This window comes from Burkholderia sp. AW49-1, from assembly GCF_053427845.1.
Genome location: NZ_JBSAXF010000004.1, coordinates 14,793 through 39,261 on the forward strand (window position 1 = coordinate 14,793; position 24,469 = coordinate 39,261).

Consider the following 24,469-nt stretch of genomic DNA (forward strand, 5'->3'; position numbering starts at 1 on the left):
TCTCGGCGCGCGGTTTCAACACTCGATCCCGCCCCATGAAAAACGACGTCACTTTGAGGAGAAGACAGATGAAGCGCCTATTGATCGCAGCGGCATGCGGGATCGGGATTGCAGCACCGATGTCGGCGGTTTATGCGGCCGACCCGCCCGTGTGCAAGAACGTGCGCTTCGCGGACGTCGGCTGGTCCGACATCGCGGCCACCACGGGCCTCGCATCGACGATGCTGCAGGGGCTCGGCTACACGCCGACCAAGACGATCGCATCGGTGCCAATCACGTTCGCGGGCATCAAGAGCAAGCAGATCGACGTGTTCCTCGGCTACTGGTCGCCGACGATGGATCCGATCATCCAGCCGTTCACGAAGGCCGGCACGATCAAGGTGCTCGCCACGCCCAACCTGACCGGCGCGAAATACACGCTCGCGGTGCCCGACTACGTGTACCAGGGCGGCCTGAAGTCGTTCGCCGATATCCAGAAGTTCGCCGACAAGCTCAACGGCAAGATCTACGGGATCGAACCGGGCAACGACGGCAACCTGCTGATCAAGAAGATGATCGACGGCAACCAGTTCGGCCTCGGCAAGTTCAAGATGGTCGAGTCGAGCGAGGCCGGGATGCTGGTCGAGGTGAATCGCGCGATCCGCGACAAGCAGTGGATCGTGTTCCTCGGCTGGGAACCGCATCCGATGAACGTGCAGATGAAGATCGACTACCTGAGCGGTGGCGACGACGTGTTCGGCCCGAACTACGGCGAAGCGAAGGTGCTGACCGCGACGCCGCCCGACTACGCGCAGCGCTGCCCGAACGTCGCGAAGTTCGTGTCGAACCTTCAGTTCACGACGACGATCGAAAACCACGTGATGGTGCCGATCATGAACAAGGAAGACCCGAACAAGGCCGCGGCCGAGTACCTGAAGGCGAATCCGCAGGCGCTCGACAAGTGGCTCGCGGGTGTGACGACGATCGACGGCAAGCCGGGCCTGCCGGCGGTGAAGGCGTATCTCGGCGTGCATTGAGCGACCGGACGAACGGCGCGCCCGCTGAAGACGGCGCGCCGGCGTGATGAAACGCGGCCCTCCCGTATCGTGCGGGCGGGCCGCGTTGTTTTCGGGCCTCGAGTCGGTTGGCGAATCGCCGCGCGGCGAACGCGAACGTCACGTTTCCTTCGTCGCTGCCGGTACGTCGAACACGCGATCGAATGCCCACTGGAACACGAACGCGTAGCAGAAGAAGAATGCGAACAGCCCGATGTCGACGACGAACGCGTCGAACCACGAGATGTCGAGCCACCACGACACCACCGGCACGAGGATGAAGATCAGCCCGCCCTCGAATGCGGTCGCGTGCAGGATCCGCCGCGCGAGCGTGCGCCTGGGCCGACGGCGCGACGCTTCCCAGCGCTCGAACAGCGCGTTGAAGATCATGTTCCACAGCAGCGCGATCGCGGACATCGTCGCCGACAATGCGCCCGAATAGACGAGGCTTTGCTTGAAGATCGCCGCGATCGCGGGCGAGATGCAGGAGATCGCGATCGCTTCGTAGAGCACCGCCTGCGTGATCCTGCGCGGTAGGCCTTGCACGTTGTTTCTCCGGTTCGACGGTGGCTCGACGGTCGCTTGCGCGGCACGGCGCCGCGACGTCCCGCAAGGCTACGTGCGTTGCGCGAGCGCTTCAATTCACCTAATCTCACCCGGATTGAATCGAATTCAACCCGGCCGGACCCGGCCCGCGAGGCCCCGTGTTCTCGAAAATTCCCCTGACTGCGTTGCGTGTATTCGAGTCGTCGGCACGGCTCGGCTCGTTCAAGGCCGCGGCGGACGAGTTGTCCGTGACGCCGGCGGCCGTATCGCATCAGATCAAGTCGCTCGAAAGCCGGATCGGCGTGCTGCTGTTCGAGCGCGGCGCGAGCGGCGTGCGGCTCACGGAGGAGGGCGAACGGCTGTTTCGCGCGAGCCACGATGCGTTGCTAGCGCTGAGTCGCGGGCTCGACGCGGTGCGGCCCGAAGCGGCCGACGAGCGCACGCTCGTGCTGTCCACCACGCCCGCATTCGCCGCGATGTGGCTGATTCCGCGTCTCGGCCGGTTTCGGCAGGTCGATCCGCAATTGAACATCAAGGTCGAAACCGGCAATACGCTCGCCGATCTCGACCGCGACGCGCGAATCGATCTCGCGATTCGCGCGACGTCGCGCACGTTCCCGACGCTGCACGAGATCGCATTGATCGACGAGTATTTCGGCGCGTATGCGGCCACCGGGTTCGATGCGCATCGTTCGGACGAGCGCCTCGATTTGATCGAGACGGTGTGGGATACGCCGTTGCCGATGTCGATCGATTGGGCGTCGTGGTGTCGTGCGGCGGGCCGGGAAGCATGGCTCGAGCGCGCGGTGTTCCGGCATTACGACGACGAGCACTACGCGTTGCAGGCCGTGTTGCACGGCCAGGGCGTCGGGCTGCTCAGCTCCGTGCTGGTCGCCGAGCACGTCGAGCGCGGCGCGCTGATGCCGATCGAGCCGCCGGTGCGGCTCGCCGGCGCACGCTTCGTCGCGCTGTGCCGGCCCGGGCGGGAACGCGAGCCGCAGGTCAGGCGGTTTCTCGACTGGCTCGAAGCGGAAATCGCGCGCACGCGTGGGGCGGTGGCGCGGATCACGCCGCATGTGTGACGCAACGGTCCGGCGCTTCCATTGCGCTGCGACGCGTGCGAATCGTTCGTTACCCGAAACGCACGCAATACACCGGCGGCAAATGCGCGGAGACCTGCCGCCAGTTTTCACCGCCGTCGCCGGACGTCCATAACCCGCCCGTCGTCGACGCCATCGCGAGATGCGTGCCGGAGTCGTCCACCGCGAGCCCATGCCGATACACGAGGTCGTAGGCCGGCGCGGGCGGCAGCCCGTTCGACAGCGTCTCGAAACTGCGGCCGCCGTCGCGCGTGCGCGTGACGACGAACCGGCCGTTCACCGGAATCCGGCACGCATCCTTCACGGCCGGCACGAACCACGCGGTGTCGGGATCTGCCGGATGCACGGCGACCGCGAAGCCGAAGCTCGACGGCTGCGCCTCGATCCGCTGCCAGTGCGCGGCGCCGTCGGTCGAGCGGAAGATCGCGCAGTGATGCTGGGTCCACAGCACATCGGGAGCGGCTGCGCACTGGACGACGCGGTGCGGATCCTGCACGTTGGGTTCGCCGCGCCGCTCGGGCGGCATGTAGTCGGCTTCCATGCCGTCGGCGCTGACGCGCCAGGTCGCGCCGCCATCGAAGGTCTGCCAGACGCCGCCGCACGAAATCCCGATCGTCACGTGCCGGCTGTCGCGCGGATCGATCATCACCGAATGGATGCCGGCGGCATCGTAGCCGCCGCCGAACCACTCGGCGCGCTCCGGGCGGTCCCATAGTGCGCGGTTGAGCACCCACGAATCGCCGCCGTCGTCGGAGCGGAACAGTCCGCCCGGTATCGTGCCGGCCCACAGCACGCCCGGCTCGTCGGCGCCGCCGGCTTCGAGCGACCAGATCTGCTGAAGCGTCCACGGTGGGCGCGGCGGGGCAGGTGCTTCGTCGTCCGAAGCACCGGCGCCCGCGTGGGTGCCGGCGTCGGCGCGAGGCGTGTCGGCGGGCTGCGGCGGATAGACGGGCACCGCACATTCCTCCCATGCGGCTGCACCGGCACGCCGGCGATGCAGCTTGACGCCGAAGTGGCCGAGATTGAGCGCCGCATACAGCGTGCCGTCGCGCGGGTCGGCCAGCGCCATGCTGACGGGTTCGCCGATGAAGTGCGGCTCGCCGAGCGACCAGCCGCCGTTGCCGTCGGCGTGCAGCACGAACAGGCCCTTGCGGGTCGCGACGAGCAGTCGATCGTTCATATCGGGTCTCTCCAATAAATGCGACCGGGCGCTTGCTTCGATGGAGGTGCGTCCCTTTATCCGCCGGACAGCGCCTGCACGACATAGACGCGGCTGGCATCGCCGAGCGCATCGGACAGGTGTTGCCGGTCGCGCACCGGCTGGCCGTCGATGAACACCGACAGGTGCTTTCGCAGCGCACCCTGGTCGTCGACGATATAGCCGCGCAGCCGCGGCTGCTCGCCGAAGACGGTTTCAAGCGCTTCGCCGAGCGTCCGTGCGTTGATATCGCGCTCGGGCGTGTCGATATGGCGCTGGATCGACGCCGCGAAGAAGAGATGGGCCATGGCAGTGGCTGGCAGGAGCCGCGCGGGGGGACGGTCTGTAGTGTAGGCGATCGATCGGGCCAGCAGCGGCATTTGCGGTACGGCGGGCGGCGCGGCGACGTTGCTGCGCCGCGCAACGATCCGATTATGCGTACTTGTCGCCGACGGTACTTCGCACCGGATGCGTGTCGTAGATGATGACCATGCGCTCGATGCGCGCGTCGTCGTCGAATTCGAAGACGTCGACGCACTCGAACCGCACCTCGGCGCCGTCCTTCAGTCCCCAGTCGTAGACGAAATAGCCGGTGGCCCGACGTGCGCCCGTCGTGCTGACGCAGATGTCGATCGGCGTGATCCGGCTTTGTCCGGATGCCGCCGCGACTTTCTCGAAAAAGGGCCGCGGCGCCATCCAGCCGAGAAACGGCGAGAATATCCTTGCATCCGGCGCGAACAGCGCGCAGATCTCGGCGACGTCGCCGCGTTCGAGCGCTTTCAGGTAGGTATCGACCTGCCGCGTATATAGTGCGTCGGACGACGAGACCATGTATTTCTCCGTTGATTGTTGACGAGTCGTCCGCGACAGCCGTCGCGAGCCGGTTCAACCACGATAGCGATGCAGCGATGACCGAACAAACGAATAATCCGCAACCCGGGTATGCCGCCCGTGCATATCCGCTGGCGGATCTCACGCGTGCGCTGCCGCCGCTGACGGCGTTCCAGGCGTTCGTCGCCGCCGCTGAACTCGGCAGCTTCAACCGGGCGGCCGAGCATCTGTGCCGGACTCAGGGTGCGGTGAGCCGTCAGGTGCAGCAACTGGAAGCGCACTACCGGTGTGCGTTGTTCGTTCGTCATTCGTCGGGATTGACGTTGACCGCGGAAGGCGGCGCGTTGCTGACGGTGGCGGTCGACGTGCTCGCGCAACTGGCGCGACACGCGCATGCCCATGCGCATGCCGCGTCGACCCTGACGTTGCGCCTGCCATCCACGTTCGCGATCCGGTGGCTGCTGCCGCGGCTTTCGGCGCTCAATCACGCGTTGCCGCGAACCGAATTGCGCATTCACACGTCGGCGGACGACACGCCGGATTTCACCGACGCCGATTTCGATGCCATCGTCGTGCGCGGTACCGGAAACTGGGCGGGAATGGTGGCGGTGCCGCTGTTCGACGAGTGCCTCACGCCGATGTGTACACGCGAGATCGGTGCGTCGTTGAAGTCGATCGCCGATCTCGCGCATGCGACGCTGCTGCATCCCGCGCGCAATCGCGACGAATGGCGATGCTGGCTCGACGCCGTCGGCGCAACGCGGATCGACCCGGGCACCGGGCTCGTATTCGATACGCTCGAACTGACGTTGACGGCCGCGGCTCACTCGCACGGCGTCGCGATCGGCGATCCGCGCATGGCGGCGGATCGGCTGGCAGCCGGCGCGCTGGTCACGCCGTTTCCGGAGGTGGTGCGCAACGGGCTGGGTTACTACCTCGTCTACCCGGCGCAGCGCGCCACGCAACCCGCGATTCAAGCGCTCGCGGCGGTTCTGACGCGTCTCGCGCACGAGGATTGACCGCGACGGGCGTGCGCGGTGCGGTTGGCTAGACCGGGATCGACCGCCCCCGCATCCGGATTCCGAGCCGCACGATGCCGATCACCGCATTCGACAGCCATGTCAGCAAGCGCGGCATGCCGCGCCGTCGGATATCGAGCAGCAGCACGATTCGCACCGCGTCGCTGTCGTTCCACACCTCGTGCACGAACGTGTCGTCCCACAGCAGGAAGTGGCCTTCTTCGAGCCGGTATTCATGGCCGTCGACCTTCAGCACCGCGGCCGGCGTGCCGTCGGCGCGCTTCGGCATCGACAGCACGAGATAGCCGCGCAAGATGCCGCGGAACGGTCCGCGATGCGGCGGGATGTGTTTGCCGGGCGCGAGGAACGACAGCGACGCGGACAACACGTCCGGCGACGCCGCGACGATCGATGCGACGGTCGGGCAACGCGACAGGTTGCGCTGGAACGGCTGGCCGTAAGCCTGCATGATGAACATCCGCCAGTCGCGCGCATCGTTGGCCGAGATGTCGTGCTGCTCGCGCATGATCTCATGGAAACGCGGGATGCGCGGCAGGTCGCGCGCGACGGCCAGCGCTTCCGCACGAATGGCCGGCCACGCGCGGACGAATCGCTCGGCGTCGGGGAACATGGCCGGGTCGAGCACGGCACCGCTGTCGATATGACGGTCGAACAGCATGCGAAGCAGGCCGGCTGCATAGTCGTAAGCGACGGACATGATCGAGGCGCGATCCACAAGGTGTCGTCAGTCTGCCCCACGCGCGGTGGGGCCTGCGTTACGTCAGGTTACGCCGGCTGACGAAAGAATGACAGTTCGATGAACGTCCGGCACAAGCGGTTCGCCATTCCGGGAATAAACGGACACTCCGGGTCGTCATACGGGTGTAGCACGTCGTTTCATTGACTTCCGAAGGAGTGAGCATGAATACGCATTGGCTGGTGGCCGCCACGGTGGCGGCGATGTGCGTCGCGAGTGTCGCGACGCCTGCGTCGGCACAGGCACTGACGCGCGAGCAGGTCAGGCAGCAACTGATCGACGCCGAAAACAACGGGCTGCGCTTCGTGACCGATACGTCGTATCCGGACGTGAGTCCGCTGTTCCAGCAGCAGGCCGAACAGATGCCTCGGCATCAGGCCGAAACCGCGGTCGGCAGCGATCCGGCCGCGACTTCCGATGCGGGGAGGCCGACGGTGCTGCCGTCGCGTCCGCGCTCGGCCGCGTGCGTGGGCCCCGAGAGCTTCTGCACGCCGTATTTCGGAAGCTGAAGGAGCGGGCCACCTCGGCCGTCCCGGCATCCGCGAAGGTGGATCGGCACGCAACATTGAAGGAGTTCATGATGAAAACTTGTATCGCACTACTGATGATGATCAGCGTGGTATCCGGTCAGTCTGCATTCGCGCAATCGAATGCGCCGCTCACGCGTGCACAGGTTCGCGAGGAACTGATTCGTCTGGAAGCGGCGGGCTACGATCCGTCGAGGGGGGACGACGGAGAATATCCGGCGGACATTCAGGCCGCGCTGGCGAAGGTCGCCGAGCAGGATCGGGCGAGGATGGCGGCTTTGCCCGCCGCGCCCGCGCCGGCCGCCGTCATGCCGGCGCAGACCGACTAACCAGGTGCCGACATGTACGTATGTGTCTTCGGGCCGACGTGCTCGCGGTACGGCAATACGCACGCCGTTCGCGGCACGCGGCCTGGCCGAACCGCACGGACGGCGAGGCCGTCGATCGCGCGCCGCCGAGATCAGCGCGTTGCCCGCTTCCGATGGGCGCGCAGGTCGATTGCAGGGTGAGCCGCGATGCAGGCGAGCGCGCGATGCGTCATTGCCGGATCTCCGCCTGCGACGATGCGCAAGGGGGCAGGCGGCGAGATTACCAGGGCATCATCCGTTGCATGACCCCGTCGCGCAGGACGAAACGATGCGCGACCGCGGCCGCGACGTGAAGGCAGATGCCGCCGAACAGCACCCACGCGAGGATGCCGTGCACGTCGCCCATCGCGTGCCCGAATCCCGAGCCGGCCGCCGACAGCGCCGGCAGCGGGACGACGCCGAACAGCGTCACGGCCCATGCGCGCGACGACGCATTGATCCAGCCGAGCAACGGCACCACGACCAGCAGTGCATAGAGCCCGAAGTGCGTTGCACCGGACACCGCGCGCATCGCGGGCGACAGTTCGTCGGCCGGCGGGCGATGCGTCACGCGCCAGAGCACGCGGCAAGCCATTGCGGCAAGCAGCGCGGTGCCCACGATCAGGTGCGCGGCGATCAGGCCGATCGGTTGTGTGTCGCGATGCACGTCGGGCATCGTCCAGCCGATTAAATATTGCGCGACGACCAGCGCCACGATCAGCCAGTGAAGAAGGCGTGCGACTGCGTCGTATCGAGCGGTTGTAGACATGAAAACTCCTGGCAAGCGGATGAGGACCGTATCTTCCGGCGGATTTTACGGCCGAATCCTTAACGAAACGTTAAGCGTGCGACCGCGCACCGGCTTCGCCCGATAACGCTTGCGTGTCATCGATCCGAGGGGATTCAGCGGACGGCAACGCGATCGTGACCCCGAGGCCTTGGCCGCCGATGCCGGGCCCGAACTGCACGGTGCCGCCGAAGTATTGGGCGATGCGCTGAACGATCGACAGCCCGAGCCCGCTGCCAGGCAACTGCGTGCCGACGCCGCGATAGAAGCGATCACCGAGCCGCGCGTGCTCGCCGGGGGCGACGCCGGGCCCGTCGTCGCGCACGGCGATGCGTTGCGTGGCACCGTCGTCGTGTACGTCGATCTCGATGCGGCCACCCTGCCGACCATACTTGACCGCGTTGTCGAGCAGATTGTCGAGCAGGATGCCGAGCAGGATCGGATCGGCCTGGATCGCTCGCACGGGCGTGCCGATGGCGACGATGTCGATGAAGTGATCCGACGCCTTCGCGAGATGCCGCTCGATGGCTGCGTCGACCAGTTCGCGGACGACGACGGCGCGCACCGGAATGCGTTCGTATTCGTCGAGCCGCGCGAGCAGCAGCAACTGTTCGGCGAGACGTGCGCTGCGATCGACGCCTTGCACCACGCGCTGCATGGCGAGCTGTTTGCGCGTCGGATCGTCGGTCGCGAGCGCCACCTGGGCCTGAACCTTGATCGCGGCCAGCGGTGTCTTGAGTTCGTGCGCGGCGTCGGACGTGAATGCCCGCTCGCGCACGATGGACTGCCGCAATCTGGCGAGCAGGCGGTCGATCGCGTCGACCAGCGTGCGGACTTCTTCCGGGACGGTCGTGATGCCGAGCGGCTCGAGCGAGCGCGCGTCGCGCGCGCCGATCAGCGTCGACAGCGTCTTCAGCGGCGCGAGACTGCGCCCGATCAGGTACCAGAGCAGCAACGCCAGCACCGGGAGCGCGACGATCAGCGGCCAGACGATGCCGCGCGCGATGCCCGTCGCGAGATCGCTGCGCGTGTTGGCCGGCTCCATCACCCGTATCCATCGTCCCGACGCGTCGTCGCGCAGCGTGTGCGTGCGCCATTGCGTGCCGTGCACGACGATCGTTGCGGGGGTGTCGCTTCGCCCGGCCGCATCGGGCTGGCCGGGCGCGTCGGCCGGCAGGCTCGACGCGACGACGTTGCCCCGCGCGTCGCGGACTTCGAACAGGACGTCGCGCGGCAGACGATCGCCGTCGTTGTCTCGGGCGACGACCGACGTGCCGTGAGTCAGTTCGATGCGTGCGTCGGGCGGGAAGCGGGCGAGGCGGTCGAGGTCGGCCGGTGCGAGATCGACGAGCAGCGACGCATATTCGACGAGGCGGGCGTCTTCCCATTCGCCGATCTCGCGTGTCGCGTGCCGGAAGCTGCCGAACACGGCGACGATCCAGACGACGGTCACGCAGCCGAGCGCCATCGATGAGACGCGACGCCGTATCGAGCGCGAGATCATGGTTTGTCGACGACGTAACCGATGCCCCGCACCGTCCGGATCAGTTCCGCGCCGAGCTTCTTGCGCAGATTCGAGACGTGAACCTCGATCGCATTGCTTTCGATGCCTTCCTGCCATCCGTACAGGCCGTCCTCCAGACGCGCCCGCGACTGGGGCATGCCCGCATGACTCACGAGCTGAACGAGGATCGTCCATTCGCGCGACGTCAGCGCGATGCGCGCCGCGTCGCGTGTCACCGTTTGGGTGGTGAGGTCGATCGTGATGTTGCGCCATACGATTTCATCGCCGGCGCGACCTTGGGAGCGGCGCACGAGCGCGCGACAGCGGGCGAGCACCTCGGACAGCTCGAATGGTTTCGCGAGGTAGTCGTCGGCGCCGTCGTCGAGGCCGCGGACCCGATCGGCCACGGTGCCGCGCGCGGTCAGTACGAGCACCGGCGTGGTATCGCCCGCGTCCCGCATCGCGCGCAGCAGTTCCGTTCCCGATTTGCCGGGCAAGCCGAGATCGAGGACGGCGAGCGCGAAGCGCGTCGTCGCGAGAGCGGCGGTGGCGGTATGACCGTCGCGCAGCCAGTCGACCTGATAACCGGCCTGACTCAGGCTGATTTCGAGGCCGCTGCCGATCAGGTCGTCGTCTTCGACAAGGAGGAGGCGCATGGTCGATTCGTGTGCGGATACAGCAATTGTACGAGCCCGCCTATGCGCGCCGTGCAACGGATTGTAATTGCGTTCCCTCGAATATCGCCCGATTCTGAAGATCGCTTAAGGTTCGGCACCGGCATTCCCGCTACCATCGGCCACAACATTTCTCGGGTCGATCTCCGCTTCCCCTGATCCCGAACCGGGTTTGGCGCGTCCGGCACGCGCTTGCCCGTCCACCCGCGACCGTGTCGATCGAAGCAGGATCGATGCGGGTCGTCCGCACAGGAGGTTCATTCCTGATGGCATCCTCGACGATCGAGCGATGGCGCGCCTACCTGTTGATCGCCGCGCTCGCCGGCATGTTCATTCAGTGTTTCGTGCTGGTTTCCTTGTTTGCGTTGCGCATACCCGAAGCGTTTTTCACGACGATGACATTCCGCATCTGGACCGTCGTCGCGGTCGCGACCGCGATCCTGTCGGCCCGTAAGGTGGCCGACGCGGCTTTCAGGGCCGCGGACGTTTGCGGCTATGTGCGCGTGTCCGGAGTCGATCGCCGCACGGTAGTCGTGTCATCTGATTGCGCGTACCGTCGCTTGGTCGTCCTGCATATCCGGCTCAACGGGAATCGATACGGCGGCGTGTACGGGTGAGCGCGCGTTCGCGTGCGCCGGCTCCCGGGCGTCGCGGTCACTGAGCCACCACTGGGGAGAAGCATGGTCTTGCTGCATGTGCTGTACGCGCTGGCCGGCGTGATGTCGATCGCCTGCGGGCTGGGCGTGTTGCTCGGCATTGCCTACACTGTCACGGCCAGCGTGCTGGTCGGCCGGTTCTTTTCGCGCGCGCGGGAGACGCCGCGCGACTATCCGGGCGTCACCGTCGCGAAACCGCTGCACGGCGACGAATGGGACCTCGTACAGCATCTCGAAAGCTTCTTCGTCCAGGATTATCCGGGGCCGGTACAGCATCTGTTCGGCGTGCACGATGCGGGCGACGCGGCGCTGGCGGCCGTCGAGACGCTGCGCATGCGCCATCCGGACGCGAACATCAAGGTCGTCGCCGATGCGCGTTTATACGGGCCGAATCGCAAGATCGCGAATCTCGTCAACATGCTCGAACACGCGGAACATTCTGTGCGGTGTCTTGCCGACAGCGATGTGCTGGTCGAGCGCGATTATCTGCGTGCCGTCGTCGGCGCGCTACAGCAGCCGGAAGTCGGCATCGTGACGAGCGTGTATCGCGGCGTCGCGTCGCCGGGCTTCTGGCCCGGTGTCGCCGTCGCGATGACGAACTACCATTTCCTGCCGGGCGTCATTACCGGGCTTTTCATCGGGCGTGCCCGTCCGTGCTTTGGCCAGACGATTGCGATCACGCGCGCGACGCTCGAACGCATCGGCGGGCTCGCGCGTTTCGCGCATCACCTGGCCGAGGATCACGCGCTCGGCGAAGCGGTGCGGCAGGTCGGCGCGCAGGTCGTCGTTGCGCCGTTCGTCGTCGGACATGCCTGTGTCGAAGAGACCTTCGCCAGGTTGTACGCGCACGAATTGCGCTGGAGCTGCACGATCCGCGCGGCGGACCGGCTCGGTCACGCCGGGTCGGTGCTGATGCATCCGTTGCCGCTTGCATTGCTGGCCGTGCTGTTTTCCGGCGGCACGCTCGCCGCGTGGTGGCTGGTGTTCGCTGCACTCGTCGCGCGGGCGCTGCTGATGTTCCGGACGAGCCGCGCCACCGGCGCGGGTCTGCGCGGCGCGCTCTGGCTGCCGTTCGTCGATTTGCTGCAGTTCGTGGTGTTCGTGTCGAGCTTCTTCTCGTCGCACGTCGTCTGGCGCGGCACGCGCTTTCGCGTCGACCGCGAGGGCTTGTTGTCGCCGGCGGGGAAATCATGATGCACGACGCGCATTCCGACGTCGAAGGCGCGGACCGGCCGCCCGCGCGTCGCGACGCGCGGTTGCGGCATGCGGGGCGTGCGGCGGCGCTGGCCGGGCTGGTGCTCGCGGTGTGGCTGATCTGGCGCGAGCATCCGCTGGAGATCCTGCACCGAATGCGGATTGCCGGCGCCGGGTTGCTGGTCGCCGCGCTGGCCCACATCCTGCCGATGCTCGCGAATGCGTGGGACTGGCGGATGCTGATCCGTGGCCCGCGCCGGCCGTCGTTCGCGACGATGCTCAAGCTCGTATGGATCCGCGAATCGATCAACGGGCTGTTGCCGGTCGCGCGGATCGGCGGCGAGATCGTGTCGTTCAGCCTGCTGCGGCAGGCGGGCGTGCGCCCGGCGACTGCCGTGGCGAGCCTCGTCGCGGACATGCAGCTGACGCTGATCAGCCAGCTCGTGTTCGCGCTGGTCGCGATCGGCTATGTGCTCGAACACGTGTCGTCCGATGCCGCGCAGGTGGCCGCGCGCCTCGCCATCGGTATGGCGGCGCTCGTGCCGGTGCTGCTGCTGTTCGCGCTGGTTCAGCACGCGCGGCCGTTCGAGCGCGCGATGCGCGTGGTCAACCGCGTCACGAGCGGCAAGGTGGTGGCGCTGGTCGGCGAATCGGCACGCACCGATCAGTCGATCCGGATGATCTGGAGAAAGACGGGTCTCGTCGTCCGCTATCTGGCGATCTGGCAGACACTGCAATTTGTCGGCTATTCGCTGGAAATCTGGCTCGCGCTGCGTTTCCTCGGCGCCGATCCGACGTTCGCGCAGGCGCTCGCGATCGAAGCCCTGATCCAGCTCCTGAGCAGCATCGCGTTCCTGATGCCGGGCGGGCTGGGCGTGCAGGAGGGCGGGTTCGTGCTGATCGGCGGGTTGCTCGGGTTCGACGCGCCGACCTGTCTGGCACTCGCCGGCGCGCGGCGCGTGCGCGACTTGCTGTTCTATCTGCCGGGCTTGCTCGCATGGCAGCATGCGGCCGGCGCGGCGCGCTCGCCGTACGAGGCGAAACGCGCATCGATGCCCGTCGGGGAGTCCGCCGGGCCGCGTTGATGCGGCACGACGTTGCCGGCCACCCGGGCGGGCAGCGGTTCGCCGACGCGGCCGCTTGCCTCGCCGGGCGGCGCGGCAATCAACACCGCTCGTCGGCGATGTGGCTGCGGATCACGTCCGCGAACGACGTGTCGCCCTTCAGGCCGAACGCTTCGGCGCGCGTCGTGTCCCAGCGGCCCGGCCAGCTGCCGACGATCTTCTCGACGCGTTCGTCCGGCGCATGACGGATCAGTTTCACGACCTCGTCGCCCGCGACTTCGCGCAGCGCCGCGATCATTTCATCGACGGATACCGACAGGCCCGGCAGGTTGATCACGCGCTTGTTGCCGAGCTTCTCGCTGTCGATCTCGCAACCCGCGACGAGCGCGTCGATCGCGCCGCGCGGCGACAGCAGCCACAGCCGCGTCGAACCGGGCACCGGACACACGCTTTCCTCGCCGTTCAGCGGTTCGCGGATGATGCCGCTCGCGAACGACGACGCCGCCGCGTTCGGGCGACCCGGCCGCACGCTGATGGTCGGCAGCCGCAGCACGCGGCCGTCGACGAAGCCGCGTCGTGCGTAGTCGCACAGCAGCAGTTCGGCGATTGCCTTCTCCGCGCCGTACGACGATTGCGGATTCAGCGCGGTGTCGTCCTGCACGACGTCGGGCAACACGCCGCCGTAGACGGCCACCGAGCTCGTGAACACGACGCGCGGACGATGGCCGCGCGCGCGGCACACTTCGAGCAGCGTGCGCGACGCGTCGAGATTGATCCGCATGCCGAGATCGAAATCGGCTTCGGCCTGCCCGCTGACGATCGCCGCGAGATGGAAGATCGCGCCCGTCTGCGCGTCGATCGCGCTTTCGAGCACCGTGCGATCGGCGATGTCGCCGACGATCGACGTCACGCGCGCGTCGCCGAAATCGCTGCCCTTCACGACGTCGAGCAGCACCAGCTCGTCGATCTTGCCGGTCCGGCCGTCGGGGCCGGTCAGTTCGCCGCGCTCGAGCAGCTTGCGAGCGAGACGCTGGCCGAGAAAGCCGGCGCCGCCGGTGATCAGTACTTTCATGTTGTGAGCCCTCTTCGGAATGCGTGGATTACAGATAAGGCTTGAGCCAGCCGAGCCCTTCGGACGTGCCGGCCTTCGGGCGATACTCGCAGCCGATCCAGCCGTCGTAGCCGAGCGCGTCGATCAGCTCGAACAGATACGGGTAGTTGAGTTCGCCGATGTCCGGCTCGTGACGCTCGGGCACGCCGGCGATCTGGATGTGGCCGATGCCCGCGAAATCGCGCTTGAGCTTCATCGCGAGGTCGCCTTCGACGATCTGGCAGTGATAGCAGTCGAACTGCACCTTCAGGTTCGGCGCGCCGACTTCCGCGCGGATGTCGTGCGCATCGTCCTGGCGGCTCAGGAAATAGCCGGGCATGTCACGCTGGTTGATCGGCTCGATCAGGATCGTGATGCCATGTGAGGCCGCCGCCTGCGCCGCATGCCGCAGGTTCGCCACGTAGGTATCGCGATGGCGCGCGCGGTCGGCGCCCGGCGCGACCATCCCGGCCATCACGTGCAGCTTCTTGTTGCCGAGCACGCGCGCATAGTCGAGCGCCTGGTCGATGCCGTGCCGGAACTCGTCCTCGCGGCCCGGCAGCGACGCGATCCCGCGCTCGCCGGCGGCCCAGTCGCCCGGCGGCGCGTTGAACAGCGCCTGCTCGAGGTCGTGCGCGTCGAGGCGCGCGCGAATGTCCTCGGCGGCGAAGTCGTACGGGAACAGGTACTCGACGGCCTTGAAGCCGTCGTACGAGGCAGCGGCGAAGCGTTCGAGGAACGCGTGCTCGGTATACATCATCGAGAGGTTGGCGGCGAAGCGGGGCATGGCAGCGGGTCCTGTGAATGAATGGGGCAGGGCGCACGGCGCCCCGCGTTGAATGACGGATCAGCGGTTCACGAGTTTCGCGGGCGTGAGCCACACGGCGATCGCGCCGATTACGAGCATGGCGGCCAGAACGTACATGCCGGACGACGTGCTGTGCGTGACGTCCTTCAGGTAGCCGATCACGTACGGGCTCGCGAACCCGGCGAGGTTGCCGACCGAGTTGATGATCGCGATCCCGGCGGCCGCGGCGGAGCCGGCGAGGAACGCGGTCGGCAGCGACCAGAACAGCGGTGCGCAGGTCAGCACGCCGCCCGCCGCGAGCGACAGGAACACGATCGACACCGCCGTATTGTGCGAGTACGACGCGGCGACCGCAAACCCGACCGCGCCCATCAGCGCCGGCACGATCAGGTGCCAGCGGCGTTCGCGGCGCTTGTCCGCGCTGTGGCCGAACAGGTTCATCACGACGATCGCGACGACGAACGGAATTGCCGACAGCAGGCCGATCTGCAACGTATCGGTGATGCCGGTCGACTTGACGAGCGTCGGCATCCAGAACGTGAGACCGTACTGGCCGGTGACGAACGCGAAGTAGATCAGCGACATCCACCACATGCGCGGATCGGAGAACACGGCCTTCAGCGAATGGCCGTGCTGTTGCTGCTCCTGCGGCTGCGCGGCGATTTCATCCTCGAGGATCTGCTTCTCGCGCTCGTCGAGCCACTTCGCGCTGCGGATGCTGTTGTCGAGATACAGGATCGTCGCGATGCCGACGAGCACGGCCGGCACGGCCTCGATCATGAACATCCATTGCCAGCCGTGGAAGCCCGAGCCGCCGTGGAAGCGCTCCATGATCCAGCCCGACAGCGGGTTGCCGAAGATGCCCGACACCGGAATCGCCGACATGAACACCGCGATGATCTTCGCACGGCGATGCGACGGGAACCAGTACGTGAGGTACAGGATCACGCCCGGATAGAAGCCGGCTTCCGCGAGACCGAGCAGGAAGCGCAGCACGTAGAACTGCGTCGGCGTCTTCACGAACGCGAACAGCGCGGACAGCAGGCCCCACGTGATCATGATCCGCGCGATCCAGATGCGCGCGCCGATGCGGTGCATCAGCATGTTGCTCGGCAGTTCGAACAGGAAGTAGCCGAGGAAGAAGATGCCGGCGCCGAGGCCGAACACGGTTTCGCTGAACGCGAGGTCCTGCGACATCTGCAGCTTCGCGAAGCCGACGTTTACGCGATCGAGATACGCGACCACGTAGCAGAGCATCAGGAACGGCACGATGCGCCAGAACACTTTCCTGTAGGTGCGGTCGAGCTCGCCCGATTGGGCGGGCGCGGCGGGCGAGCGGCTTGCGGCCGCGTCGAGAGCAGTCATCGTCGTCTCCTGGGATGTCATGTGCCGGCGGCGCGCACGCCGCCGGATTGTGTCGTGTGTGCTGATGGAAGGGCCCGCGCACACGGCGGGCATGGGAATCGGTACGTAGTCCTGCGAGATCCGGGCGCGATGCGTTGCGTTACCAGCGTGCGCCGAAGGTCTGGCGCAGTTCGTCGAGCGCGGCGTCGGACAGCGGCTCGGGCTTCGGGTTCGTCATCAGCCAAAGCCGCGCGGTTTCCTCGAGCTCCTCGAGCGCGTACGACGCGTGCGACACCGATTGCCCCCACATCACCGGGCCGAGGCGGTCGAGCAGCACGCCGCGCACCTGATCGGCGAGTGCCGCGACTTCGGCTGAGACGGCCGGGTCGCCGGGGCGGCGATAGCGGATCAGCGGAATGTGGCCGACCTTCATCACGTAGTACGGCGTGATCGGCGGCAGTACGTCGGTGTCGCGCCATACGCCCGCGAGCGTCAGCGCGACGAGGTGCGTCGAATGCGTATGGACGATGCCGTGCGCCTGCGCATTGCGCGCGTAGATTCCGCGATGCAGCGCGAGCGTCTTCGACGGCTTGCCGCCCGAGACCGGCTGGCCGTCCAGGCCGACCTTCGCGATGTCGTTCGGGTCGAGGCGGCCGAGGCAGGCATCGGTCGGCGTGATCAGCCAGCCGTCGTCCAGACGCGCGCTGATGTTGCCGGCGCTGCCGACTGCATGGCCGCGCGCATACAGGCTCGCGCCGACGACGCAGATCTCCTCGCGCAGTTTCGCTTCGTGGCTCATCATGCTGCTCCGTCGAGCGCGCGCAGCGCCTTGTCGAAAAAGTCCACCGTGCCGAAGTTGCCGGATTTCAGCGCGAGGCCGAGCGGCTGCGCGTCGATGGTGGCCGTCGCCGGCACGCCCGGATCGATCTGCGCACCGATCTGCAGCGACTTCACGTCGAGCGCCTGCACGACCGCGCCGGACGTCTCGCCGCCGGCGACGACGAACTTGCGCACGCCGAGCTCGCGCAAGCCCCTGGCGATCGCCGCGAGCGTGCTCTCGACGAGATGGCCGGCCGCCTCGACGCCGAGCGCCTGCTGGACGGCCTTCACTTCGTCGGGTGTCGCGGTCGCGTAGATCAGCACGGGTTGCGGCAGGTGCGAGCGTGCGAACGCGAGTGCGGCGTCGACGACGGGCTCGCCGCGCGAGGCCGCGAGCGGATCGATCCGGAGGCTCGGCCGGCTTTCGCGCCACGCGGCGACCTGGGCGTTGGTCGCCTTCGACGCGCTGCCGGCGAGCACCGCCGACAACCCGTCGATGCGCGGCAGCGAGGCCGCATTGTCGCGCTCGGGCAGCTGATCCGCGCGACGGAAATTCGCGGGCAGGCCGAGGGCGACGCCCGAGCCGCCGGTGACGAGCGGCAGGCCCGCGCACGCTTCGCCGAGCACGTAGAGGTCGCGATCCGACAGCGCGTCGGCGATCGCGAAGCGTGCGCCTTCCGCGCGCAGCTGCTCGATTCGCGTGCGCACGGCGGCCGCGCCCAGCGCGATCGTGTCGTAGCGGATCAGGCCGACTTGCGATTTCGTTTGCCGCTGCAGCACGCGCACGAGGTTCGCGTCCTTCATCGGCGTGAGCGGGTGGTTCTCCATGCCCGATTCGTTCAGCAGCACGTCGCCGACGAAGAGGTGGCCGCGGAAGATCGTGCGACCGTTTTCCGGGAACGCCGGGCACGCGATCGCGAAGCCGCCGCCGGCCGCATCGAGCAGCGCATCGGCGACGGGCCCGATGTTGCCCGCGTCGGTCGAGTCGAACGTCGAGCAGTACTTGAAGAAGAATTGCCGGCAGCCCTGCGCGCGCAGCCATTCGTGGGCGGCGAGCGATTGCGCGACGGCGTCGGCGGCGGGAATCGTGCGCGACTTCAGCGCGACGACGATCGCGTCGGCGTCGACTGCGGCGTCGCCGGCGGGCACGCCGATCGTCTGTACGGTACGCATGCCGCTCTTGACGAGCATGTTCGCGAGATCGGTCGCGCCGGTGAAATCGTCGGCGATGCAGCCGAGCAGGGGACGGGAAGCGGAAGCTGTCATGGCGGGAACGTCGTTCGAATCAACGGGCGGGCGGCAGCGTGATGCCGGGGAAAGTCTTGATCACGGCGGAATCGTCCTCGCCGCCGTGGCCGGCGCTCGACGCGCTCATGAACATCTGGTGCGCGGTGGCCGACAGCGGCAGCGGGAACTTGCTGCGCCGCGCGGTATCGAGCACGAGGCCGAGATCCTTCACGAAGATGTCGACGGCCGACAGTGGCGTGTAGTCGCCGTTCAGGATGTGCGGCACGCGGTTCTCGAACATCCACGAGTTGCCGGCGCTGTGCGTGATCACGTCGTAGAGCGCGTCGGCATCGACGCCTTCGCGCAGGCCCAGGGCCATCGCCTCGGCGGCCGCCGCGATATGCACGCCGGCCAGCAGCTGGTTGATGATCTTCACCTTCGAGCCGATGCCGTGCGCGTCGCCGAGGCGATACACCTTGCCGGCGATCGCGTCGAGCACGTCGTCGCAGCCGGCATACGCGGCGGCGGGGCCCGACGTCATCATCGTCATCTCGCCGGAGGCCGCGCGCGCGGCGCCGCCGGATACCGGCGCGTCGAGCATCTGCAGCCCCGCGGCCTCGATGCGCGCGCCGAGCGCGACCGCGAAGTCGGGCGCGACGGTCGCGCTCGCGATCACGACACCGCCCGGCTTCATCGCCGCGACCGCGCCGTGTTCGCCGAACAGCACCGTTTCGGTCTGCGCGGCATTGACGACGAGCGTGACGACGACATCGCATCGCGCGCCGAGTTCGGCCGGGCTCGCGCAGGCCACGCCGCCTTCGGCCGCGAACGCCTGCAGCACGGTGTCGCGCACGTCGCATGCGTGCACGCGGAACCCCGCGCGCAGCAGCGAGCGGGCGACGCCGAGGCCCATCGCGCCGAGGCCGATGACTCCAACATTTCGTGACATGGTCAACCTTGATCGATTCGGGAAAGGTTCGGGACAACGACGGCACCGGTTCGGCCCGGGCCGCCGCATTCAGCAATCGTTCATCAGCAGATGCCGGCTTCCGCGAGACGGCGGGCGGCGTTGTACATGTGCGTGCGCGCCGCGTTGCGCGCCGCCATCGGGTCGCGCGCGCGGATCGCGTCGGCGATCGCCGCGTGTTCCTCGCGCACCTGCCGCGAGAAATCCTCGCGCGTCGCTTCGTTGCGCCGCGTGACCTTCACGCCGGCCTCGAGGTACTGGTTCAGAAACTGCAGCGTCTTCAGGAAATACGGGTTGCCGGTGACGGCAGCGATCGTGCGGTGGAACGCGACGTCTTCCGCGACGCCGTCGCGCCCTTCGGCCGCCGCGTCGTCGATCTTGCGCAATGCGTCGTCGATGTCGGCCATGTCGTCGGCCGTGTGGTGCAGCGCGGCTTCGGCCGCGACTTCAGCCTCGATCGCGCGGCGCACCGCGAGCAGGTGCGGCAGCGAGCTCGCCTCGACGGCTTCCGCGTAGTCGATCCGCAGCGGCCGGATCGCGCCGTGCTGGTTCACGTATACGCCGCTGCCCTGGCGCGGCTCGACCACGCCTTCGTTCTTCAGCCGCGAGATCGCCTCGCGGATCACGGTGCGGCTCACGCCGAATTCCTGCGCGAGCACGGCTTCCGTCGGCAGCTTGCCGGTGGCCGAGAAACTGCCGACTTCGATCTGCTTCAGCAGTTGCTGCGCGACGTGGTCGCTCATCGCACGGGCGGGAATCTTCTCGAACATGGCACTCTAGTTTGTAAGGTGATGTGGTCATCATACAAATTTGAAGATGCGTCAGCATCCGGGATAACCCTCGGTTAGCGGGCTGTAACGTCGGTCAAATTGACTGGAACCGGTTCCAAATGGCGGGAAAATGCCGCGATCGTGCGAGGTCCAAGGCGCGGGCAGGAGAAGGAAAGGGCGCGCGCGGACGGCGCGCGCGATCGTCAGTCGGCGATGTCTTCGACGGGATCGGAATCGGCGGTCACCGGCACGCCGGCTTCTGCGCTGTCCCCGCCGCGCTCGCGATAGGTCGCCGGCGGCACGCCGAACTGCTTGCGGAACTCGCGGCCGAGGTGCGACGCGTCGGCGAACCCGCAACTCGACGCGATATCGGCGACGGTGCGGTCGGAGCTGGTCAGCAGCCACGCGGCCGTGCGCAGCCGCACCTGCTTCGCGAACGCCTGCGGGCTCTTGCCCGTCTCGGCCTTGAACAGCCGCTCGAGCTGGCGCGTCGACATGTCGAGCTTGCACGCGAGTTCCTCGAGCGGCAGCGCGCGGCCGACATGCTGTTCCATCAGGAGAATCGCGCGCTTGACCTTCGGGTGCGTGGCCGGCTCGAGGCCCGGCGGATGCGGCTGCGGCGCATTGCCCTTCTGCATCTCGCCGACGAGCAGGATTCGCAGCGCCTTCTGCACGGTCGCATGATCGAAATGGCGCAGCAGGATTGCGGCGGCGACGTCGATCGACGCGCGGCCGCCCGAGCAGGTGATCCGGCGCCGGTCGATCACGAACAGGCGATCGGCGATCAGCATGTCGGGATCGGCGTTCGGGAAGCGTTCGATGAAATCCCAGTAGTGGAACCAGCTCACGCACGTGCGGTAGCCGTCGAGCACATTCGCGCGCATCAGCGTGAACACGCCCGTGCAGATCCCGACGACCGTCGCGCCGCCCGTCGCCGCGCGGCGGATGAAGTCGAGCGTTTCGGGGCCCGCTTGCGGCCCCGAATGCAGCAGCCCGCCGACCACGACCACGTAGTCGAACGGTTCGGCGCTCTCGAAGGTTTCCCACGGCGTGATCTGGATCCCGCAACTCGCGCGCACCGGCGCCAGCGTTTCGCCGATCACGCTCCACGCGCAGCGCACCGGCTTGCTGTAGTCGCCGTCGTCGGCCGACAGCCGCAGCATGTCGACGAAACCCGAAAAGGCCGTGAGCGTGAAGTTCGGCAGCAGCACGATGCCGAAACGGATGCGCTGCGGCGCGGGTTCGGCGAGGGGGGAAGCGGGTACGTCGGGTGTCATCGCGGTCAATCTCGTCACGCCGGGAAGGCGGGTCTCACTCGTTGCAGTCTGTTCGCGGGCACGGTTGCCGGCTGGCGCGCGCGCCGGCCGACTTGTGGTTTTTCGTCGTCAATCATCGTCAAAACGCACTTTCCGGCCGTCCTGCGCGGGGCTTGGCGGCGGTATCCCACGCCGATGCCGTTTTTGTTCTATCGGCCAATTTTACGCTTTGATGTACTGATGCCAACGACATTTCACGTACGCCCACCCAGAGGAAGTCAGATGAACGTCAGCGCGTTCGACCTGTTCAAGATCGGTATCGGCCCGTCCAGCTCGCATACGGTCGGCCCGATGATCGCCGCGTGCCGCTTCGCGTCGCACATCGAGGACGCGAACCTGCTCGGCTTCGTGCGCCGCGTGCGGGTCGAACTATACGGCTCGCTCGGTGCAACGGGCAAGGGCCACGGCACCGACAAGGCGGTGCTGCTCGGGCTCGAGGGCCATCTGCCCGACACGATCGATCCGGACCTGATCGAGCCCCGGCTCACGGCGATCCGCGCGGAGAAGTCGCTGGCGCTGCTCGGCAAGCAGACGATTCGCTTCGACGAGAAGGAGAACATCGGCTTCTATCGCAAGCTGATGAGCGGCACCAGCATCGTGCATCCGAACGGGATGCGCTTCCAGGCGTTCGACGAGCACGGCCAGCTGCTCGTCGAGAAGGAGTATTACTCGATCGGCGGCGGCTTCGTCGTGAACCGCGACGGCGATCGCGTGAACGGCGTGCGTGCTGCGGCCGACGTGCCGTATCCGTTCCGCACCGGCGACGACCTGATGCGCCAGTGCCGCGAACACGGGCTGTCGATCGCCGAGCTGATGCTGCGCAACGAATGCACGCTGCGTCCGGAAGACGAGGTGCGCGGCGGGCTGCTCGCGATCTGGCGCACGATGGCCGCGTGCGTCGAGCGCGGCTGCAAGGTCGAGGGCGAACTGCCGGGCCCGATGCGCGTGAAGCGCCGCGCGGCCGAACTGAACGGCCGCCTGCGGGCGCGTTCGGAGGAGTCGCTGCGCGATCCGCTTTCGATGCTCGACTGGGTCAACCTGTATGCGATGGCCGTCAACGAGGAGAACGCGGCGGGCGGCCGGGTCGTCACCGCGCCCACGAACGGCGCGGCCGGCGTGATCCCCGCGGTGCTGCACTACTACGTGAAGTTCGTGCCGGGCTCGAACGAAGCCGGCATCGTCGAATTCCTGCTGACGGCCGCCGCGATCGGGATCATCTACAAGGAAACGGCGTCGATCTCGGGCGCGGAAGTCGGCTGCCAGGGCGAAGTGGGCGTTGCATGCTCGATGGCCGCGGCCGCGCTCGCCGCGGTGATGGGCGGCACGCCCGACCAGGTCGAGAACGCGGCCGAGATCGGGATGGAGCACAACCTCGGCATGACGTGCGATCCGGTTGGCGGGCTCGTGCAGATTCCATGCATCGAGCGCAACGCGATGGGCGCGATCAAGGCGCTGAACGCATCGCGGATGGCGCTCAAGGGTAACGGCCAGCACTACGTATCGCTCGATTCGGTGATCAAGACGATGCGCGAGACGGGTGCCGACATGAAGACGAAATACAAGGAAACGTCGCGCGGCGGTCTTGCCGTGAACGTCATCGAATGCTAACGAAGGATCACTAACATGAGCCGCTACTCGATATTCAGCCTGTTCCGCAACGGCCTCTCGTATCACGAGAACTGGGAAAAGCAGTGGAAGAGCCCGGAACCGAAGAAGGAATACGACGTCGTGATCGTCGGCGGCGGCGGCCACGGCCTCGCGACCGCGTACTACCTCGCGAAGGAACACGGCATCACGAACGTCGCGATCCTCGAGAAGGGCTGGATCGGCGGCGGCAACACCGCGCGCAACACGACGATCGTGCGCTCGAACTACCTGTGGGACGAATCGGCCGCGCTGTACGAGAAGGCGATGAAGCTGTGGGAAGGGTTGTCGCAGGACCTCAACTACAACGTGATGTTCAGCCAGCGCGGCGTGATGAACCTCGCGCATACGCTGCAGGACGTGCGTGACACCGAGCGTCGCGTGAACGCGAACCGCCTGAACGGCGTCGACGCCGAATTCCTGACGCCCGCGCAGATCAAGGAAATCGAGCCGACGATCAACCTGAACAGCCGCTATCCGGTGCTCGGCGCATCGATCCAGCGCCGTGCGGGCGTCGCGCGTCACGACGCGGTGGCCTGGGGCTTCGCCCGCGGCGCCGACCGCGCCGGCGTCGACATCATCCAGAACTGCCAGGTGACGGGCATTCGTCGCGAAGGCGGCGCGGTGGTCGGCGTCGATACGGTGAAGGGTTTCATCAAGGCGAAGAAGGTCGCGGTGGTCGCAGCCGGCAACACGACGACGCTCGCCGACATGGCCGGCGTGCGCCTGCCGATCGAGAGCCACCCGCTGCAGGCGCTGGTGTCGGAGCCGATCAAGCCGGTGGTCAACTCGGTGATCATGTCGAACGCGGTGCACGCGTACATCAGCCAGTCCGACAAGGGTGACCTCGTGATCGGCGCGGGTATCGACCAGTACACGGGCTTCGGCCAGCGCGGCAGCTTCCACATCATCGAAAGCACGCTGCAGGCGATCGTCGAGATGTTCCCGGTGTTCTCGCGCGTGCGAATGAACCGCCAGTGGGGCGGCATCGTCGACGTGTCGCCGGACGCGTGCCCGATCATCACCAAGACCGACGTGAAGGGCCTCTACTTCAACTGCGGCTGGGGTACCGGCGGCTTCAAGGCGACGCCGGGCTCGGGCTGGGTGTTCGCGCACACGATCGCCCGCGACGAACCGCATCTGCTGAACGCGCCGTTCGCGCTCGACCGCTTCTACACGGGCCACCTGATCGACGAGCACGGCGCCGCCGCCGTCGCGCACTGACCCCCGCACTGAACGAGGAGAA

At 67.2% G+C, this 24,469-nt stretch carries 26 protein-coding genes; 10 read left to right on the top strand and 16 right to left on the bottom strand.

Translation table 11 applies throughout. The annotated features are described in order from the left end of the window. Positions 1–68 precede the first annotated feature (68 nt). Positions 69–1,016 (top strand): choline ABC transporter substrate-binding protein, encoded by a 948-nt coding sequence (locus tag ACV22W_RS08390; protein ID WP_059534053.1) that lies wholly within the window; start codon positions 69–71, stop codon positions 1,014–1,016. A gap of 138 nt (positions 1,017–1,154) precedes the next feature. Here the strand turns inward: ACV22W_RS08390 and ACV22W_RS08395 are convergent, their stop codons facing one another. Then, positions 1,155–1,580 carry a PACE efflux transporter gene (locus ACV22W_RS08395; RefSeq protein WP_448018752.1) on the bottom strand — a complete coding sequence of 142 codons (426 nt, stop codon included), beginning with the start codon at positions 1,578–1,580 and terminating at the stop codon, positions 1,155–1,157. Positions 1,581–1,738: 158 nt separating this feature from the next. Between ACV22W_RS08395 and ACV22W_RS08400 the strand changes: the two genes are divergently transcribed. Next, positions 1,739–2,662 carry a LysR substrate-binding domain-containing protein gene (locus ACV22W_RS08400; protein WP_448018753.1) on the top strand — a complete coding sequence of 308 codons (924 nt, stop codon included), beginning with the start codon at positions 1,739–1,741 and terminating at the stop codon, positions 2,660–2,662. A gap of 49 nt (positions 2,663–2,711) precedes the next feature. On the opposite strand, the gene ACV22W_RS08405 is transcribed toward ACV22W_RS08400, so the two are convergent. The 3 genes from ACV22W_RS08405 to ACV22W_RS08415 form a co-directional block, all read right to left on the bottom strand. Then, complete coding sequence (locus tag ACV22W_RS08405) at positions 2,712–3,860, bottom strand: WD40/YVTN/BNR-like repeat-containing protein (RefSeq protein ID WP_448018754.1); 1,149 nt, start codon at positions 3,858–3,860, stop codon at positions 2,712–2,714. A gap of 56 nt (positions 3,861–3,916) precedes the next feature. Further along, positions 3,917–4,186 carry a MoaD/ThiS family protein gene (locus ACV22W_RS08410; protein ID WP_448018994.1) on the bottom strand — a complete coding sequence of 90 codons (270 nt, stop codon included), beginning with the start codon at positions 4,184–4,186 and terminating at the stop codon, positions 3,917–3,919. 124 nt (positions 4,187–4,310) lie between these two features. Next, positions 4,311–4,709 (bottom strand): nuclear transport factor 2 family protein, encoded by a 399-nt coding sequence (locus ACV22W_RS08415; protein WP_059534064.1) that lies wholly within the window; start codon positions 4,707–4,709, stop codon positions 4,311–4,313. 77 nt (positions 4,710–4,786) lie between these two features. On the opposite strand from ACV22W_RS08415, the gene ACV22W_RS08420 reads away from it, so the two are divergent. After that, the gene (locus tag ACV22W_RS08420) at positions 4,787–5,728 is read left to right on the top strand and encodes a LysR substrate-binding domain-containing protein (RefSeq protein WP_448018755.1); all 942 of its coding nucleotides are present in this window, start codon (positions 4,787–4,789) and stop codon (positions 5,726–5,728) included. A gap of 28 nt (positions 5,729–5,756) precedes the next feature. Here ACV22W_RS08420 and ACV22W_RS08425 read toward each other — a convergent pair whose 3' ends face one another. Then, on the bottom strand, positions 5,757–6,446 hold the full coding sequence (locus tag ACV22W_RS08425) for an aspartyl/asparaginyl beta-hydroxylase domain-containing protein (RefSeq protein WP_448018756.1): 690 nt from the start codon (positions 6,444–6,446) through the stop codon (positions 5,757–5,759). A 203-nt stretch (positions 6,447–6,649) separates the two neighbouring features. Here ACV22W_RS08425 and ACV22W_RS08430 point away from each other — a divergent pair, with 203 nt between their 5' ends. Further along, positions 6,650–6,994 carry a DUF4148 domain-containing protein gene (locus ACV22W_RS08430; protein ID WP_448018757.1) on the top strand — a complete coding sequence of 115 codons (345 nt, stop codon included), beginning with the start codon at positions 6,650–6,652 and terminating at the stop codon, positions 6,992–6,994. A gap of 71 nt (positions 6,995–7,065) precedes the next feature. Further along, positions 7,066–7,341, top strand: coding sequence for a DUF4148 domain-containing protein (locus ACV22W_RS08435; protein ID WP_448018758.1), 276 nt, complete (start codon positions 7,066–7,068; stop codon positions 7,339–7,341). A gap of 259 nt (positions 7,342–7,600) precedes the next feature. Here the strand turns inward: ACV22W_RS08435 and ACV22W_RS08440 are convergent, their stop codons facing one another. The 3 genes from ACV22W_RS08440 to ACV22W_RS08450 all read right to left on the bottom strand — a co-directional run bounded on the left by ACV22W_RS08440 (position 7,601) and on the right by ACV22W_RS08450 (position 10,306). After that, a complete protein-coding gene (locus ACV22W_RS08440; protein WP_448018759.1) occupies positions 7,601–8,128 on the bottom strand; it encodes a cytochrome b in 528 nt (175 codons plus the stop codon). Between the two features lie 70 nt (positions 8,129–8,198). After that, positions 8,199–9,614: an ATP-binding protein gene (locus ACV22W_RS08445; protein WP_448018760.1), complete on the bottom strand. Its 1,416-nt coding sequence runs from the start codon at positions 9,612–9,614 to the stop codon at positions 8,199–8,201. A gap of 32 nt (positions 9,615–9,646) precedes the next feature. Then, positions 9,647–10,306: a response regulator gene (locus ACV22W_RS08450; RefSeq protein ID WP_448018761.1), complete on the bottom strand. Its 660-nt coding sequence runs from the start codon at positions 10,304–10,306 to the stop codon at positions 9,647–9,649. Between the two features lie 284 nt (positions 10,307–10,590). On the opposite strand from ACV22W_RS08450, the gene ACV22W_RS08455 reads away from it, so the two are divergent. The 3 genes from ACV22W_RS08455 to ACV22W_RS08465 all read left to right on the top strand — a co-directional run bounded on the left by ACV22W_RS08455 (position 10,591) and on the right by ACV22W_RS08465 (position 13,259). Beyond that, positions 10,591–10,941: a hypothetical protein gene (locus ACV22W_RS08455; RefSeq protein WP_448018762.1), complete on the top strand. Its 351-nt coding sequence runs from the start codon at positions 10,591–10,593 to the stop codon at positions 10,939–10,941. Between the two features lie 63 nt (positions 10,942–11,004). Further along, positions 11,005–12,174, top strand: a complete 1,170-nt coding sequence (gene hpnI, locus ACV22W_RS08460) for a bacteriohopanetetrol glucosamine biosynthesis glycosyltransferase HpnI (protein ID WP_448018763.1) — start codon at positions 11,005–11,007, stop codon at positions 12,172–12,174. Further along, positions 12,171–13,259, top strand: coding sequence for a lysylphosphatidylglycerol synthase domain-containing protein (locus ACV22W_RS08465; RefSeq protein WP_448018764.1), 1,089 nt, complete (start codon positions 12,171–12,173; stop codon positions 13,257–13,259). Before hpnI ends, ACV22W_RS08465 begins: the two co-directional genes overlap by 4 nt. A 79-nt stretch (positions 13,260–13,338) precedes the next feature. On the opposite strand, the gene denD is transcribed toward ACV22W_RS08465, so the two are convergent. From denD to ACV22W_RS08505, 8 genes are all read right to left on the bottom strand, one after another. Next, positions 13,339–14,310 carry a D-erythronate dehydrogenase gene (gene denD / locus ACV22W_RS08470; protein WP_448018765.1) on the bottom strand — a complete coding sequence of 324 codons (972 nt, stop codon included), beginning with the start codon at positions 14,308–14,310 and terminating at the stop codon, positions 13,339–13,341. Positions 14,311–14,338: 28 nt separating this feature from the next. Then, entirely contained in the window at positions 14,339–15,115 is a 777-nt protein-coding gene (otnI, locus tag ACV22W_RS08475) for a 2-oxo-tetronate isomerase (protein ID WP_448018766.1), read from the bottom strand. 60 nt (positions 15,116–15,175) lie between these two features. Further along, complete coding sequence (locus ACV22W_RS08480; RefSeq protein WP_448018767.1) at positions 15,176–16,501, bottom strand: MFS transporter; 1,326 nt, start codon at positions 16,499–16,501, stop codon at positions 15,176–15,178. A gap of 139 nt (positions 16,502–16,640) precedes the next feature. Then, complete coding sequence (gene otnC, locus ACV22W_RS08485) at positions 16,641–17,279, bottom strand: 3-oxo-tetronate 4-phosphate decarboxylase (RefSeq protein WP_448018995.1); 639 nt, start codon at positions 17,277–17,279, stop codon at positions 16,641–16,643. Next, a complete protein-coding gene (otnK, locus tag ACV22W_RS08490; RefSeq protein WP_448018768.1) occupies positions 17,279–18,565 on the bottom strand; it encodes a 3-oxo-tetronate kinase in 1,287 nt (428 codons plus the stop codon). The genes otnC and otnK overlap by 1 nt, the downstream gene beginning before the upstream one ends. 19 nt (positions 18,566–18,584) lie before the next feature. Further along, positions 18,585–19,475 carry an L-threonate dehydrogenase gene (gene ltnD, locus ACV22W_RS08495; RefSeq protein ID WP_059466901.1) on the bottom strand — a complete coding sequence of 297 codons (891 nt, stop codon included), beginning with the start codon at positions 19,473–19,475 and terminating at the stop codon, positions 18,585–18,587. A gap of 83 nt (positions 19,476–19,558) precedes the next feature. Then, positions 19,559–20,263 (bottom strand): FadR/GntR family transcriptional regulator, encoded by a 705-nt coding sequence (locus ACV22W_RS08500; protein WP_059534092.1) that lies wholly within the window; start codon positions 20,261–20,263, stop codon positions 19,559–19,561. Positions 20,264–20,466: 203 nt separating this feature from the next. Further along, positions 20,467–21,540 carry a GlxA family transcriptional regulator gene (locus tag ACV22W_RS08505; protein WP_448018769.1) on the bottom strand — a complete coding sequence of 358 codons (1,074 nt, stop codon included), beginning with the start codon at positions 21,538–21,540 and terminating at the stop codon, positions 20,467–20,469. A 261-nt stretch (positions 21,541–21,801) separates the two neighbouring features. Between ACV22W_RS08505 and ACV22W_RS08510 the strand changes: the two genes are divergently transcribed. Both ACV22W_RS08510 and ACV22W_RS08515 read left to right on the top strand, forming a co-directional pair. Beyond that, positions 21,802–23,187, top strand: coding sequence for an L-serine ammonia-lyase (locus ACV22W_RS08510; RefSeq protein WP_448018770.1), 1,386 nt, complete (start codon positions 21,802–21,804; stop codon positions 23,185–23,187). 15 nt (positions 23,188–23,202) lie between these two features. Beyond that, entirely contained in the window at positions 23,203–24,447 is a 1,245-nt protein-coding gene (locus ACV22W_RS08515; RefSeq protein ID WP_448018771.1) for a sarcosine oxidase subunit beta family protein, read from the top strand. Positions 24,448–24,469: the final 22 nt, after the last annotated feature.

Coding starts and splice junctions, on each gene's coding strand:
- otnI (WP_448018766.1), bottom strand. CDS start 15,115: ATGCCCCGCTTCGCCGCCAACCTCTCGATGATGTATACCGAGCACGCG.
- ACV22W_RS08430 (WP_448018757.1), top strand. CDS start 6,650: ATGAATACGCATTGGCTGGTGGCCGCCACGGTGGCGGCGATGTGCGTC.
- ACV22W_RS08445 (WP_448018760.1), bottom strand. CDS start 9,614: ATGGCGCTCGGCTGCGTGACCGTCGTCTGGATCGTCGCCGTGTTCGGC.
- ACV22W_RS08450 (WP_448018761.1), bottom strand. CDS start 10,306: ATGCGCCTCCTCCTTGTCGAAGACGACGACCTGATCGGCAGCGGCCTC.
- ACV22W_RS08420 (WP_448018755.1), top strand. CDS start 4,787: ATGACCGAACAAACGAATAATCCGCAACCCGGGTATGCCGCCCGTGCA.
- otnC (WP_448018995.1), bottom strand. CDS start 17,279: ATGAGCCACGAAGCGAAACTGCGCGAGGAGATCTGCGTCGTCGGCGCG.
- ACV22W_RS08405 (WP_448018754.1), bottom strand. CDS start 3,860: ATGAACGATCGACTGCTCGTCGCGACCCGCAAGGGCCTGTTCGTGCTG.
- ACV22W_RS08390 (WP_059534053.1), top strand. CDS start 69: ATGAAGCGCCTATTGATCGCAGCGGCATGCGGGATCGGGATTGCAGCA.
- denD (WP_448018765.1), bottom strand. CDS start 14,310: ATGAAAGTACTGATCACCGGCGGCGCCGGCTTTCTCGGCCAGCGTCTC.
- ACV22W_RS08440 (WP_448018759.1), bottom strand. CDS start 8,128: ATGTCTACAACCGCTCGATACGACGCAGTCGCACGCCTTCTTCACTGG.
- ACV22W_RS08480 (WP_448018767.1), bottom strand. CDS start 16,501: ATGACTGCTCTCGACGCGGCCGCAAGCCGCTCGCCCGCCGCGCCCGCC.
- ACV22W_RS08455 (WP_448018762.1), top strand. CDS start 10,591: ATGGCATCCTCGACGATCGAGCGATGGCGCGCCTACCTGTTGATCGCC.
- ACV22W_RS08515 (WP_448018771.1), top strand. CDS start 23,203: ATGAGCCGCTACTCGATATTCAGCCTGTTCCGCAACGGCCTCTCGTAT.
- ACV22W_RS08410 (WP_448018994.1), bottom strand. CDS start 4,186: ATGGCCCATCTCTTCTTCGCGGCGTCGATCCAGCGCCATATCGACACG.
- ACV22W_RS08465 (WP_448018764.1), top strand. CDS start 12,171: ATGATGCACGACGCGCATTCCGACGTCGAAGGCGCGGACCGGCCGCCC.
- otnK (WP_448018768.1), bottom strand. CDS start 18,565: ATGACAGCTTCCGCTTCCCGTCCCCTGCTCGGCTGCATCGCCGACGAT.
- ACV22W_RS08505 (WP_448018769.1), bottom strand. CDS start 21,540: ATGACACCCGACGTACCCGCTTCCCCCCTCGCCGAACCCGCGCCGCAG.
- ACV22W_RS08435 (WP_448018758.1), top strand. CDS start 7,066: ATGAAAACTTGTATCGCACTACTGATGATGATCAGCGTGGTATCCGGT.
- hpnI (WP_448018763.1), top strand. CDS start 11,005: ATGGTCTTGCTGCATGTGCTGTACGCGCTGGCCGGCGTGATGTCGATC.
- ACV22W_RS08510 (WP_448018770.1), top strand. CDS start 21,802: ATGAACGTCAGCGCGTTCGACCTGTTCAAGATCGGTATCGGCCCGTCC.
- ACV22W_RS08425 (WP_448018756.1), bottom strand. CDS start 6,446: ATGTCCGTCGCTTACGACTATGCAGCCGGCCTGCTTCGCATGCTGTTC.
- ltnD (WP_059466901.1), bottom strand. CDS start 19,475: ATGTCACGAAATGTTGGAGTCATCGGCCTCGGCGCGATGGGCCTCGGC.
- ACV22W_RS08500 (WP_059534092.1), bottom strand. CDS start 20,263: ATGTTCGAGAAGATTCCCGCCCGTGCGATGAGCGACCACGTCGCGCAG.
- ACV22W_RS08415 (WP_059534064.1), bottom strand. CDS start 4,709: ATGGTCTCGTCGTCCGACGCACTATATACGCGGCAGGTCGATACCTAC.